This window comes from Prevotella sp. tc2-28 (genome assembly GCF_900107705.1).
Lineage (GTDB): Bacteria > Bacteroidota > Bacteroidia > Bacteroidales > Bacteroidaceae > Prevotella.
The window spans coordinates 173,958-186,943 of the sequence record NZ_FNRE01000002.1 but is presented as its reverse complement, the minus strand read 5'-3'; the positions used below and the strand labels follow the sequence as shown (position 1 = coordinate 186,943).

The 12,986-nt window shown below is 44.8% G+C and carries 13 protein-coding genes and 1 tRNA gene; 11 read left to right on the top strand and 3 right to left on the bottom strand.

The window, feature by feature from the left end; translation table 11 throughout:
• Positions 1-21: 21 nt before the first annotated feature.
• The 3 genes from BLU47_RS02425 to BLU47_RS02415 all read right to left on the bottom strand — a co-directional run bounded on the left by BLU47_RS02425 (position 22) and on the right by BLU47_RS02415 (position 3,276).
• A tRNA-Lys gene (locus BLU47_RS02425) sits at positions 22-94 on the bottom strand.
• Positions 95-246: 152 nt separating this feature from the next.
• Complete coding sequence (locus BLU47_RS02420; RefSeq protein ID WP_091957928.1) at positions 247-2,433, bottom strand: sodium-translocating pyrophosphatase; 2,187 nt, start codon at positions 2,431-2,433, stop codon at positions 247-249.
• Between the two features lie 33 nt (positions 2,434-2,466).
• Positions 2,467-3,276 (bottom strand): hypothetical protein, encoded by an 810-nt coding sequence (locus BLU47_RS02415; protein WP_091957925.1) that lies wholly within the window; start codon positions 3,274-3,276, stop codon positions 2,467-2,469.
• Between the two features lie 117 nt (positions 3,277-3,393).
• On the opposite strand from BLU47_RS02415, the gene BLU47_RS02410 reads away from it, so the two are divergent.
• From BLU47_RS02410 to BLU47_RS02360, 11 genes are all read left to right on the top strand, one after another.
• Positions 3,394-4,668, top strand: coding sequence for a replication-associated recombination protein A (locus BLU47_RS02410; RefSeq protein WP_091957923.1), 1,275 nt, complete (start codon positions 3,394-3,396; stop codon positions 4,666-4,668).
• Positions 4,669-4,673: 5 nt separating this feature from the next.
• Complete coding sequence (locus BLU47_RS02405; protein WP_091957921.1) at positions 4,674-5,291, top strand: trimeric intracellular cation channel family protein; 618 nt, start codon at positions 4,674-4,676, stop codon at positions 5,289-5,291.
• A 169-nt stretch (positions 5,292-5,460) separates the two neighbouring features.
• Positions 5,461-6,324, top strand: a complete 864-nt coding sequence (gene purU, locus BLU47_RS02400; protein WP_091957918.1) for a formyltetrahydrofolate deformylase — start codon at positions 5,461-5,463, stop codon at positions 6,322-6,324.
• A 7-nt stretch (positions 6,325-6,331) separates the two neighbouring features.
• Positions 6,332-6,913: an imidazole glycerol phosphate synthase subunit HisH gene (gene hisH, locus BLU47_RS02395; RefSeq protein WP_091957916.1), complete on the top strand. Its 582-nt coding sequence runs from the start codon at positions 6,332-6,334 to the stop codon at positions 6,911-6,913.
• Positions 6,910-7,632: a 1-(5-phosphoribosyl)-5-[(5-phosphoribosylamino)methylideneamino]imidazole-4-carboxamide isomerase gene (gene hisA / locus BLU47_RS02390; RefSeq protein ID WP_091957914.1), complete on the top strand. Its 723-nt coding sequence runs from the start codon at positions 6,910-6,912 to the stop codon at positions 7,630-7,632. Before hisH ends, hisA begins: the two co-directional genes overlap by 4 nt.
• Positions 7,611-8,369: an imidazole glycerol phosphate synthase subunit HisF gene (gene hisF / locus BLU47_RS02385; protein WP_091957912.1), complete on the top strand. Its 759-nt coding sequence runs from the start codon at positions 7,611-7,613 to the stop codon at positions 8,367-8,369. Before hisA ends, hisF begins: the two co-directional genes overlap by 22 nt.
• Positions 8,366-9,013 (top strand): bifunctional phosphoribosyl-AMP cyclohydrolase/phosphoribosyl-ATP diphosphatase HisIE, encoded by a 648-nt coding sequence (hisIE, locus tag BLU47_RS02380; RefSeq protein WP_091957910.1) that lies wholly within the window; start codon positions 8,366-8,368, stop codon positions 9,011-9,013. The genes hisF and hisIE overlap by 4 nt, the downstream gene beginning before the upstream one ends.
• 22 nt (positions 9,014-9,035) lie before the next feature.
• Positions 9,036-9,797 (top strand): cell division ATP-binding protein FtsE, encoded by a 762-nt coding sequence (locus tag BLU47_RS02375; protein WP_091957908.1) that lies wholly within the window; start codon positions 9,036-9,038, stop codon positions 9,795-9,797.
• Positions 9,798-9,834: 37 nt separating this feature from the next.
• A complete protein-coding gene (locus tag BLU47_RS02370; RefSeq protein ID WP_091957905.1) occupies positions 9,835-11,154 on the top strand; it encodes an aspartate kinase in 1,320 nt (439 codons plus the stop codon).
• A gap of 27 nt (positions 11,155-11,181) precedes the next feature.
• A complete protein-coding gene (lysA, locus tag BLU47_RS02365; RefSeq protein WP_091957903.1) occupies positions 11,182-12,339 on the top strand; it encodes a diaminopimelate decarboxylase in 1,158 nt (385 codons plus the stop codon).
• Positions 12,340-12,348: 9 nt separating this feature from the next.
• Positions 12,349-12,984 carry a glycosyltransferase family 2 protein gene (locus tag BLU47_RS02360; RefSeq protein WP_091957900.1) on the top strand — a complete coding sequence of 212 codons (636 nt, stop codon included), beginning with the start codon at positions 12,349-12,351 and terminating at the stop codon, positions 12,982-12,984.
• Positions 12,985-12,986 lie beyond the last annotated feature (2 nt).

Here is a 12,986-nt window from a genome sequence, read left to right as displayed (position 1 = left end):
TTTCATGTTGTGTAATCTTAGTACACCCGCAGGGGCTCGAACCCTGGACACCCTGATTAAGAGTCAGGTGCTCTACCAACTGAGCTACGGGTGCATCATTTTTTGTTTCTTCATTCAGCGCTCTTGCTGAATTGCGGGTGCAAAGGTAAGGAGTAATTTTGAATCTACCAAACTTTTTGGGGACTTTTTTCAAAAAAAATAGAAAAAAGGCTCGAAAACCGAATTATCGAGCCTTTTTCTTTGTTATTAGATGAATAATATGGTTAACCCTGCCATTACAATGCTTACCATAGACATCAATTTGATCAGGATATTCAGCGATGGGCCAGAGGTATCTTTAAATGGATCACCAACGGTATCGCCAACAATGGTGGCCTTATGGGCAAAAGAGCCTTTTCCGCCGAAGTTGCCTTCTTCGACCATTTTCTTGGCATTATCCCAGGCACCACCTGCATTGGCCATAAAAACAGCCAAGGTGAATCCGCCTGCCAGTCCACCAACCAACAAACCTAAAACACCCGCAACACCAAGTACGATGCCAACGATAATCGGAATGGCGATAGCCAAAAGTGACGGGAATATCATTTCACGTTGGGCGGCACGCGTACTGATTTCTACACAGGAACCGTAGTCAGGAGTGGCTTTGCCCTCCAGGATGCCGGGTATATCGCGGAACTGTCGGCGTACTTCCTCCACCATCTTTTGTGCAGCCCGTCCGACGGCTTCCATGGTTAGTCCGCAGAACAAGAATGCTGCCATAGCACCGATAAACGCACCCACCAGCACTTTCGGGTTCATGAGGTTGACTTGGAAATAATTCATGAAATCGGGTATGGTAGCTTGTGAGGCACTGATTATTTCGCCTTTTACGTTCAGCATTGTCGTACCAGTACGTTCCATTGCGATCTTGATTTCTTCGATATAGGAGGCGAGTAGGGCAAGGGCGGTGAGAGCTGCAGAACCGATAGCAAAGCCCTTACCTGTGGCTGCTGTCGTGTTACCAAGTGCATCAAGGGCATCAGTGCGATGGCGCACCTCTTCACCCAGTTCACTCATCTCTGCATTTCCACCGGCATTATCTGCAATAGGACCATAGGCGTCGGTAGCCAGTGTGATTCCCAGCGTAGAAAGCATGCCGACAGCAGCTATACCGATGCCGTAGAGGCCATGAGCCAGGCTCTCACTCGACATAGAGAGGTCGAAACCGTTTGCAAAGGAATAACTCAGCATGATGGCCACACCGATGGTAATAACGGGAATGCAGGTAGATATCATACCTGTTCCTATACCTTTTATTATAACGGTAGCCGAACCGGTAAGGCCTGCCTCGGAAATCTTCTGGGTTGGTTTGTAGGAATGAGAAGTGTAATACTCGGTAGCCTGTCCGATAATAACACCAGCAGCCAGACCGCTGATGACGGAGAAGGAGAGGCCGAGCCAGTTCTCAATGCCCAGGAAATACAGAATGCCGAACGTGGCAATGGCAATAAGGACGGCACTGACGTTAGTACCCAAAGCCAGTGAGCGCAGGAGGTCTTTCATCGTGGCTCCTTCCTTGGTGCGTACCAGGAAGATGCCGAAAAGCGAAAGGAAGACTCCGACAGCAGCAATCAGCATAGGTGCAATAACGGCACGTAATTGCACCTCAAGGCCGGCTACGGAGAAGGCTGCTGCACCCAGGGCTGCCGTACTGAGAACGGATCCGCAATACGATTCGTAGAGGTCGGCACCCATACCAGCCACATCACCAACGTTGTCGCCGACATTATCGGCAATGGTTGCAGGATTGCGTGGGTCATCTTCAGGAATATCAGCCTCTACCTTACCTACGATGTCGGCACCTACGTCAGCCGCCTTGGTGTAGATACCACCACCGACACGGGCGAAAAGAGCCTGAGTAGAGGCACCCATGCCAAAGGTCAGCATGGTCGTAGTAATCGTGATAAGAGAGTCGTCGGTGAGACCGTTGAGGACAATAAACCAGCAGGCAATGTCAAGCAAGCCAAGGCCTACCACGGTGAGTCCCATGACGGCACCTGAGCGGAAGGCCACTTTCAAGCCGCTGTTCAAGCTGTTACGGGCGGCATTTGCTGTTCGTGCAGAAGCATAGGTAGCGGTCTTCATTCCGAAAAATCCGGCCAAGCCAGAAAATAATCCACCCGTCAGGAAAGCGAACGGTACCCAAGGATTCTGCACATTGAGTCCGTAAGCCATAAAGGCGAATAGAGCACAAAGCACTGCAAAGACAATGCCAACTACCTTGTACTGTTGTTTCAGGTATGCCATAGCGCCTTTACGAACATAGAGCGCGATTTCGCGCATTCGAGGAGTACCCTCGTCTTCTCCCATCATCTGGCGGAAAAAGAAAAAAGCCATGCCCAGCGCTACGACAGAAGCAATGGGCACGAGCCAAAATACTAAAGGAATAATCATAAGCTTTTATTTTTAGGATTCGTTTTAACGTATTTACTCGTCAGCAATGAAGTCGGACAGGCTTTCGGCATCCTCATCCGGGTCAGCATCGATGTCGAACGTCGTACGATAATTGTCCTCGGTGATCTCGTCATCATTGGGCTCTTCGATTTCAACGTCGTCTTCATCGGGCTTATTGTAGCTGTCATCGGGTAATTCAACATCCTCATCATTGTCTTCTTCGTCTTCCTTGCTTTCATCGAATTTCATGCGAGGCTTGATGGTTTCGGGTTTAAGTTTTGCAAAGATGGCTTCCACCCAGGTGCCTTTCTCGATTTCCAGCACTTCATAGCCATCGGCGACTTTCTTCTCGTACATTCCACCTTTCTTATGAAGACGGTCCTTGGGTAGGGTAGTGGTAGAGATGTCAAAACCGCTCTCAATAATATCTTGGATTGACTGTGACAACGACTCCCATCCGCCTCCAAAATTACGGTCAAGCACCTCGATAAGCTTAGCGGCTGTGATATGACGGATGTTCTCGTAAGTCAAGTCCGTCACACGGGTAATAGGACGCTTTTTGACAGCCCATACGACCTTATTGTCTTCGCTTAATTTGACGTAGCCGACCTTATAGCCCAGTTTTGTGTATTTCTCACGAATGAGCTTGTCATCGCTAATTTCCTCTATCATAAAGGCACTTCTGATGATATCAGCAAAATGACGCAGGTTATCTTTCAACTCAGCATCTTTTTCGCCTATTTCCAACATACGGAAAATATCATTTTCCTGAACATCCCATACGGTGCTTTTCGTCAGTGATTTAAGGCTAAGTGCCTTATTTGTTGTTGTCTCTTTTACCATAAATATGAAAATTTGTATTTATTTTTTTGCAAATGTACATACTTTATTTGCTATTTACAAGTTTTTTCGGGATTTTTTTTGTAATTTTTCCACTTATTTGTACCTTTGCCAACAATTATGTCAGAACCTTTAGCTGAAAGATTACGTCCGCGCTCGCTTGATGACTATATCGGGCAGAAGCATTTGGTAGGCGAAGGAGCCGTGTTGCGCAAGATGATTGACGCAGGACGTATCTCGTCATTTATCCTTTGGGGACCTCCTGGAGTCGGGAAAACCACCTTGGCGCAGATTATTGCCAATCGCCTGAAGACACCTTTTTTTACGCTCTCTGCTGTAACTAGTGGTGTAAAAGATGTGCGCGACGTGATTGAAAGGGCTCAAAAAGGCCGTTTCTTTAACGAGCCTTCTCCCATCTTGTTTATTGACGAGATTCACCGGTTCTCCAAATCACAACAGGACTCACTGCTGGGTGCTGTAGAAAAAGGCATTGTGACTTTGATAGGCGCCACAACGGAAAATCCATCCTTTGAGGTTATCAGGCCTTTGCTTTCCCGATGTCAGCTATATGTGCTTAAATCGCTAGAGAAAGACGACTTGTTGGAGTTACTGAACCGGGCCGTCACAAAAGATGTATTCCTGAAAGAGCGCCATTTAATAATAAAGGAAACGTCCGCTATGTTGAGATATAGTGGCGGAGATGCTCGTAAGTTGCTTAATATCTTAGAATTAGTTGCCGACGCTCTACCAAAGGACGCCCCCGAAATAACCGATGTTTTTGTTGAAGAATGCCTACAACAGAACCCATTGGCCTATGACAAGGACGGCGAGATGCATTACGATATCATATCGGCTTTCATCAAGTCTATTCGAGGCTCTGATCCCGATGCTGCCCTGTATTGGATGGCGCGTATGATAGAGGGTGGGGAAGACCCTCAGTTCATCGCACGTCGATTAATCATTTCTGCGGCAGAAGACGTCGGACTGGCAAACCCCAACGCCTTGCTATTGGCCAACGCAGCTTTTGAAGCTGTCATGAAAATAGGGTGGCCTGAAGGTCGTATTCCTTTGGCTGAGTGTGCTGTCTATCTGGCAACATCTCCCAAAAGCAATTCGGCCTATCTAGGCATTGATACGGCTTTAGACCTAGTTAGAAAAACCGGTAACCAGCCGGTTCCATTGCATCTGCGCAATGCACCGACAACGCTCATGAAGGAACTGGGCTACAGTGACGGCTATAAGTATCCTCATGATTTTGCAGGCCACTTCACGCCACAACAATACATGCCTGACGCCCTGCAACAAGAACGCCTTTGGCATGGTCAACATTCGCCAGCCGAGCAGAAACTGTACGAACGGATGATTAATTATTGGGGAGAAAGATTCGAAAAGTAAAAAAAATGGAATACGAAGATATTGTCCAGCAAATCATTGAGTTTTTAGGAACTTTCGCATTTGCCATTTCAGGAATACGCCATGCTGCAGCTAAACATTTCGACTGGTTTGGTGGCTATGTTTGTGGTATTGCCGTGGCTATCGGAGGCGGAACAATCCGAGACGTCATGCTTGGAGCGACTCCGTTTTGGATGACGAATCCCTTTTATATGATCTGTACAGCACTGGCCTTATTGTTTGTTATCATATTTTCAAAGCATCTGGAAGGTTTGAGAAATACCTGGTTTGTTTTCGACACGCTCGGTTTGGCGCTGTTTACCATTGCTGGAATCCAAAAATCGCTGCTTTACGGACAACCATATTGGGTGGCTATCATTATGGGATGTATTACGGGTTCTGCAGGAGGCGTGATACGCGATGTTCTTCTAAATAATGAACCCGTAATCTTTCAACGTGAAATTTATGCAATGGCAGCAGTCTTAGGAGGAATAACATACTGGTCATTAGATATTTATAAATTACCAATTGAAGTAACAGTTATTGCTTCTTTTATCGTTACTTGCTTGATTCGTTTTCTCGCTGTCCGCTACCACTTATCACTTCCTGTACTTAAAAACGAATAAGTGTTTAAATCACAGAATAAAGGAAATATCAATTTGCTATTTATCATAATACGTATTATTTTGAAACAATAACTTCATTAAAATTCTATTCAAAATTTGGCAGAATGAGAAATTCTTTGTATTTTTGCACATTATTTAAAATAAGGTACAATAAGACTAAGCATAAATTATGAAACCAACAGCAATTCTGCTTCTGCACTGTCCTGACAAGCAAGGAATTATATCAGAAGTGACCAGATTTATAACGGATAACAAAGGAAACATTGTCTACTTGGACCAATATGTTGACAAACAAGATGGTATGTTTTTTATGCGTATTGAATGGGAACTTGAAGAATTTCTGATTCCACGCGACAAGCTCTACGATTATATTTCCACGCTTTACGCACAGCGTTATCAGATGAAATTCAGTCTATATTATAGCGACAAACGCCCTCGTATGGCCATTTTTGTCTCAAAAATGAGTCATTGTCTGTATGATCTCTTGGCACGTTGGAAAGCTGGCGAATATAATTGCGAAATTCCCTGCATTGTTTCAAACCACGAGGATTTACGCTATGTGGCTGAGCAATTTGGCATTCCATACTATGTTTGGAGCATCAACAAAGATCATTCCAATAAGCAGGAAGTTGAACAGGCAGAAATGGAACTGCTGAAGAAAGAAGACATTTCTTTCATCGTTTTGGCCCGTTATATGCAGATTATCTCCGATGAAATGATAGCAGCATATCCACATCACATCATCAACATTCACCATTCGTTTCTGCCTGCTTTCGTAGGCGCAAAGCCCTATCACCAGGCTTGGGAACGCGGTGTGAAGATTATTGGTGCCACAAGCCACTATGTGACAGCAGAACTGGATGCAGGTCCGATTATAGAACAGGACGTTACGCGAATTTCGCACAAGGACACCCCGGAGTCACTTGTCTTGAAAGGAAAAGATTTGGAGAAAATCGTCCTGTCTCACGCTGTACTAAAGCATATTCAGCGTAAAATTCTAACTTATAAGAATAAAACTGTCATATTCAGCTAAAATTAGTATGAATGTTGCTATCGTAAAATATAACGCAGGAAACATCTTTTCAGTTGTTAATGCCTTGCGGAGACTTGGAATAGAACCCGCACTGACCGATGATGCCGAACAATTGAAGAAGGCTGACCGCGTGTTGTTTCCCGGACAAGGAGAAGCACGTGGAGCAATGGAGTACCTGAAAGCGCGTCGTTTAGACGAGGTTATCAGAGACCTGCAGCAACCAGTGCTCGGAATCTGCGTCGGTCAACAACTCCTTTGCCGTCACTCAGAAGAAGGCGACGTTGACTGTATTGGTGTTTTCGACACTGAAGTTAAACGGTTCTCCCCTACCAGACACGAAGAAAAGGTGCCTTGTATGGGTTGGAACAAGCTATACGACACGAAAAGTCCATTGTTCGTAGAAGACAGTTATGTCTACTTTGTGCATTCCTATTATGTCCCTGTTTGTGATGACACCATAGCGACTGCAAACTACATACTCCCCTACTCTGCTGCCTTACAAAAGCGTAATTTCTATGCTTGTCAGTTTCATCCTGAGAAAAGTGGTCGTGTAGGTGAACAAATCATTCAGAAATTCCTGGAAATATGATAGAACTGATACCTGCTATTGATATAATTGACGGACAATGTGTTAGATTGACACAGGGCGACTATTCGCAGAAGACCGTTTACGGATCCCCACTCGATATGTCTAAACAATTTGAACACATAGGATTCAAAAGACTCCATGTGGTAGACTTGGACGGTGCCAAGTCACGCCATATTGTCAACAATGCCGTTCTGCATGAAATCACAACCCAAACGAAGCTTACGGTGGACTTTGGCGGTGGTATCAAGACGGATGAAGACTTGCAGGTGGCTTTTGACAACGGTGCACAGATGGTAACAGTAGGTTCGATAGCAGTAACTCACCCGGACTTGTTCCTAGGATGGGTGTCGCAATATGGTGCAGACCGTTTTATACTGGGTGCTGACGTGCGTAACGGTAAGATTAGCATCAATGGATGGAAAGACGATTCAGAAGAGGATCTGTTGCCATTCCTTGAAAAATATATCCGTGCAGGAGTGCGCAATGTGCTATGTACTGAAATCTCAAAAGACGGCACCCTGTCCGGACCAGCAATAGAACTCTATACGCGAGTGATGCAAGCCTATCCTAAGTTACATCTGATAGCCAGTGGAGGCGTGTCAAGCATTGAGGACATTAAGTCACTTGATGCTGCAGGAATCCCTGCGGTCGTCTTTGGAAAGGCCATTTATGAAGGTAAAATCAATCTACAAGAACTATGGGACTGGCAAAACGCATAATACCTTGTCTGGATGTGAAAGACGGTGAGACCGTAAAGGGCACCAATTTCGTCAATCTCCGTTCTGCCGGTAATCCGATAGAACTGGGAAAGGCCTATTCTAAGCAAGGGGCTGACGAACTGGTATTCCTTGATATCACGGCTTCATACGAAGAGCGCAAGACATTTACCGATATGGTGACGAAAGTTGCGCAGACATTGAATATTCCCTTTACCGTTGGTGGAGGAATCAACGAATTAAAAGACGTTGAGCGATTGCTTTATGCAGGAGCCGACAAAGTAAGCATCAACTCGGCAGCTATTCGCCGTCCGGAACTTGTCAATGAGATAGCCAACAGATTTGGTTCCCAGGTGTGTGTCGTTGCCATTGACGCAAGACTGGACGAAGATGGATGGCACTGCTACCTGAAAGGCGGACGCGAGCGTACCGAGCGCGGTTTGTTTGAGTGGGCCAGAGAGGTGCAAGAACGTGGTGCCGGTGAAATCCTGTTTACTTCCATGAATCATGACGGAACCAAGCAAGGATTTGCCAACGAGGCACTTCGTGAACTAAGTGACACGCTATCCATTCCCATCATCGCAAGCGGCGGAGCCGGCTGCAAGGAGCATTTCCGTGATGTATTCACTGAAGGACATGCAGATGCTGCCTTGGCTGCTTCTGTATTCCACTTTGGCGAAATCCCTGTTCCAGAGCTCAAACAATATTTACATCAAGAAGGAATAAACGTAAGAATATGACTATAGATTTCGAAAAAATGGGTGGGCTTGTTCCTGCCATCATACAAGATGCCACAACCCGAAAGGTACTTATGTTGGGATTCATGAACGAAGAGGCCTATCAAAAGACGATAGCAACCAATCACGTAACCTTTTGGAGTCGTACGCGCAATACGTTATGGACAAAAGGAGAGACATCCGGTAATTTCCTGAATTTGGTGGACATCAAAGTGGACTGCGACAATGACACCCTACTTGTACAGGCACATCCCGACGGTCCGACATGCCATAAAGGTACCGATACTTGCTGGGGGGAGCAGAATGAGCAGAATCCCCTACTCTTCCTCACAGAACTGCAAGACTTTATCAATAAACGTAAACAAGAGATGCCGGAAGGATCATATACGACCAAGCTCTTTTCTGAAGGAATCAATAAAATTGCCCAGAAAGTGGGAGAAGAGGCTCTTGAGACTGTTATTGAGGCTACCAACGGTACCAACGATCACTTGGTGTATGAGGCCAGTGACTTGCTTTACCATTTATTGGTGATGCTTGCCAATAAAGGACTACGCATAGAGGATGTTGCTTCAGAACTGCAAAAACGTCATGATCCGAATTGGGACAAGAAACGTCGTGAAGCAAAGGCTGCTGGCACGATGAAATAATGCAATACAAAAAGACTGGAATATGTTAATTGACTATCAAAAAGCAAATATCTATCAGAAAGATGGCATTCTCGTATTAAAAGATGTCGACTTTCATGTTGACGAGGGTGAATTCATCTATATTATCGGACGTGTCGGAGCAGGAAAAAGCACCTTGTTAAAAACACTCTATTTCGAACTTGACGTGGATGAGGCATTAAACGCCTTTGTCTTGAATCACGACCTTCGGAAGCTGAAGCGTAAGTACATACCTGCCTTACGTCGTCAGATTGGTATCATATTCCAAGATTTCCAATTGCTGGGAGACCGAACCGTTTATGACAACCTAAAGTTCGTACTGAAAGCCACAGGATGGAAGGACAAGAGTGAGATAGACGAACGAATAGCCGACGTATTAGAGGACGTAGAGATGCAGGACTATGCAGACCGTTTCCCTTATGAGTTGTCAGGGGGTGAACAGCAGCGTATCGCTATTGCCAGAGCTATTCTCAACAAGCCCAAAATTATTATTGCGGATGAGCCGACAGGTAATCTGGACCCCGAGACAGCGGCCAATATCCTGCAAATACTCCGACAGGTAACCCAAACCGGAACCGCAGTAGTGATGACAACACACAACATCCCCTTGCTGACACAATATCCCGGTATTGTATACCGTTGCGCTGATCAGCGTCTTGAGGAAATCACCAACGACTATAATAAGATAGCCCTCTATCAAGAAGAGAATAGTTCTGACGAAGTGCGAACGGTGGAATATACTGCTCGCCAAGACTTATCTATGTAAAGAATAAAAAGAAAATATAATAAAAATACTATAAGAAATGAAAGTAATGAAGTTTGGCGGAACATCGGTGGGTACACCGATCCGCATGATGGATGTAACCAAGTTAGTAACAAAATCAGGAGAGCCTGTCTTCGTCGTCTTGTCAGCAATGTCCGGTACCACAAATTCGTTGGTTGAGATATCCGACTATCTTTACAAGAAGAACCCTGATGGCGCCAATGAAGTGATCAATCAGCTTGAGCGCAAATACATGAAGCATGTGGACGAGCTTTATTCCACAGAGGAGATGAAAGCTCAGACTCGTGAATTCCTGCAGTCGGAGATGAACTACCTTCGTTCATTTACCAAAGAACTGTTTACTTCCTTTGAAGAGAAGAGTATTGTTGCCCAAGGTGAAATGATGTCAACCAACATGGTTGTCAATTATATGAAAGAACAAGGCATCAAGGCTACCCTACTCAACGCACTTGACTTTATGCGTACTGACAAAAATTCTGAGCCTGACCCTGTATATATCAAAGAGAAGCTGTCTGCTATCATGGAGAAAAACGAAGGCCAGCAGGTATATATTACCCAGGGATTCATCTGTCGTAATGCATACGGCGAGATAGACAACCTGCAGCGTGGAGGTTCAGACTATACAGCATCACTCATCGGTGCAGCTCTGAATGCAGAGGAAATTCAGATATGGACGGATATTGACGGTATGCACAATAACGATCCTCGCGTAGTGGACAAGACGGAGCCTGTTCATCAGTTACATTTTGAAGAAGCTGCTGAGTTGGCTTATTTCGGTGCTAAAATATTGCATCCGACTTGCGTGCAACCTGCCAAGTATGCAGGCATTCCCGTCCGTCTGCTAAATACCATGCAACCAGACGCAGAGGGTACCACCATATCCAATAAGACCGAATATGGTAAGATTAAAGCTGTAGCTGCAAAAGACAATATCATTGCCGTTAAGATTAAATCAAGCCGTATGCTGTTGGCTACGGGATTCCTCCGTAAGGTATTTGAGATTTTCGAGTCGTACCAGACTCCAATTGACATGGTTTGTACTTCAGAAGTAGGTGTGTCTATGTCTATTGACAACTCTTCTCACCTTGGCGAGATTGTGGATGAGTTGAAAAAATACGGTACAGTAACCGTTGATACAGGAATGTGTATCATTTGTGTCGTAGGTGATCTCGATTGGTCAAATATTGGTTTTGAGACAATGGTTATGGATGCCATGAAGAATATTCCTGTCCGCATGATTTCCTATGGTGGTTCAAACTATAATATCTCATTCCTGATTAAAGAAGAAGACAAGAAACGCGCACTACAGTCATTGAGCGACAATCTTTTCAACAAATAAGCACCACTCAAGAAACACAAAACTAGCATGAAGGGTATTTTTCCTATAGAAAAGTTGGAGCGTATACAGACTCCATTCTACTATTATGACAGCGAGGTGTTAAGGACAACACTAAGTGCGATTAATAGTGAAATACAAAAGCATGAGGGATTTGTAGTCCATTATGCCATCAAAGCGAATGCCAATCCCGGTGTCCTGCGCTTGATTCGTGAGGCAGGTTTGGGAGCCGACTGTGTCAGTGGAGGTGAAATAGAAGCCGCACTTAAGGCGGGATTCGCAAGTAATAAGATTGTATATGCAGGTGTTGGGAAAAGCGACTGGGAAATCAATTTAGGATTGGACAACGATATTTTCTCATTTAATGTTGAAAGTATTCCTGAACTAGAGGTGATTAACCAACTGGCCAGGCTGAAAGGTAAAGTTGCAAAGGTAGCCTTCCGAATTAACCCCAACGTCGGAGCTCATACTCATGCGAACATCACCACTGGACTGGCAGAAAACAAGTTTGGCATTGCCATGCAGGATATGGAGACGGTAATTGAACGGGCTACACAAATGGAAAACGTGAAATTTGTGGGACTGCACTTCCATATTGGTTCACAGATTCTGGACATGGGTGACTTTGAGGCCCTGTGCAATCGAATCAACGACTTGCAGACACAATTGGAGAATCATCACATTCGCGTTGGGAACATCAATGTTGGCGGTGGACTCGGCATTGACTATCAGCATCCCAATCGTGTTCCCGTCCCAGATTTCAAAGCATACTTCGACACTTATGCAAAGAAACTGAAACTGCGTCCAGGACAAACCCTTCATTTTGAGCTAGGTCGTGCTGTGGTGGCACAATGCGGCTCACTTATCGCGCGTACATTATATATAAAAGAAGGAACCCATAAGAAATTCTGTATTATTGATGCCGGTATGACCGATCTGATACGACCAGCTCTCTATCAGGCATATCACAAGATAGAAAACATCGGTAGTGAGGAGCCATTGGAAGCATACGACGTCGTAGGTCCTATCTGTGAATCGAGTGATGTTTTTGCTAAGCAGATAGATCTTAATCGGGCACATCGCGGGGATCTTATTGCCATTCGTTCCGCAGGAGCCTATGGCGAAATAATGGCTTCTCAGTATAACTGTCGTAAATTGCCTCAGGGATATATGAGTGATGAAATATAAGCTGTAAATATGTTATCAGACACCATCAAATTATCTGTCATTATATCAGTACACGACCAGGCTGAAGCATTGGAGCAGAATCTGCCTCTATTCCTTTCCTCACAAGGGGAAGTGAATTACGAGGTGATCGTTGTTGACGATTCTTCTTCTGATGAAACGCCTGATGTCCTAAAACGATTTAAAATTGAATATCCGAGACTCTATACGACATTCCTACCACACTCCGAATTCCCAAGCCCTAGTCGAAGGAGACTTGCGTTAACGATTGGAGCTAAAGCAGCACATAGCGAATGGATTGCTATCGTAGACATCAATCGTCCTCCCGTTAATGAGTCATGGGCAGACTTTTTGTATAATAATATAAACAAGCAGTCCGAAGTGGTTTCTGTCTATCGGAATAAAAAGAATTCCATTCAATCATGGGACTCCTTGGAGGAAGCCTCTCCTTTCATATGTAAGGCTGAGCGGAGATCCGGACATGGACATCAGGGAAATCTATTGACGTATCAGCGTGGTGCATACGATTCGATTGTTGTAAGAAAAGACCGAATATACGATGCACTAAGACTATTTGATAAAGAAATCTCGAGTAGTCAATTGTGCGGTCTAAGCATTAAGATTTTTCTAACAAACATCTTCAATTAAGA

Coding starts and splice junctions, on each gene's coding strand:
- BLU47_RS02415 (WP_091957925.1), bottom strand. CDS start 3,276: ATGGTAAAAGAGACAACAACAAATAAGGCACTTAGCCTTAAATCACTG.
- purU (WP_091957918.1), top strand. CDS start 5,461: ATGAAACCAACAGCAATTCTGCTTCTGCACTGTCCTGACAAGCAAGGA.
- BLU47_RS02420 (WP_091957928.1), bottom strand. CDS start 2,433: ATGATTATTCCTTTAGTATTTTGGCTCGTGCCCATTGCTTCTGTCGTA.
- BLU47_RS02375 (WP_091957908.1), top strand. CDS start 9,036: ATGTTAATTGACTATCAAAAAGCAAATATCTATCAGAAAGATGGCATT.
- hisA (WP_091957914.1), top strand. CDS start 6,910: ATGATAGAACTGATACCTGCTATTGATATAATTGACGGACAATGTGTT.
- BLU47_RS02360 (WP_091957900.1), top strand. CDS start 12,349: ATGTTATCAGACACCATCAAATTATCTGTCATTATATCAGTACACGAC.
- BLU47_RS02410 (WP_091957923.1), top strand. CDS start 3,394: ATGTCAGAACCTTTAGCTGAAAGATTACGTCCGCGCTCGCTTGATGAC.
- lysA (WP_091957903.1), top strand. CDS start 11,182: ATGAAGGGTATTTTTCCTATAGAAAAGTTGGAGCGTATACAGACTCCA.
- hisH (WP_091957916.1), top strand. CDS start 6,332: ATGAATGTTGCTATCGTAAAATATAACGCAGGAAACATCTTTTCAGTT.
- BLU47_RS02370 (WP_091957905.1), top strand. CDS start 9,835: ATGAAAGTAATGAAGTTTGGCGGAACATCGGTGGGTACACCGATCCGC.
- BLU47_RS02405 (WP_091957921.1), top strand. CDS start 4,674: ATGGAATACGAAGATATTGTCCAGCAAATCATTGAGTTTTTAGGAACT.
- hisIE (WP_091957910.1), top strand. CDS start 8,366: ATGACTATAGATTTCGAAAAAATGGGTGGGCTTGTTCCTGCCATCATA.
- hisF (WP_091957912.1), top strand. CDS start 7,611: ATGGGACTGGCAAAACGCATAATACCTTGTCTGGATGTGAAAGACGGT.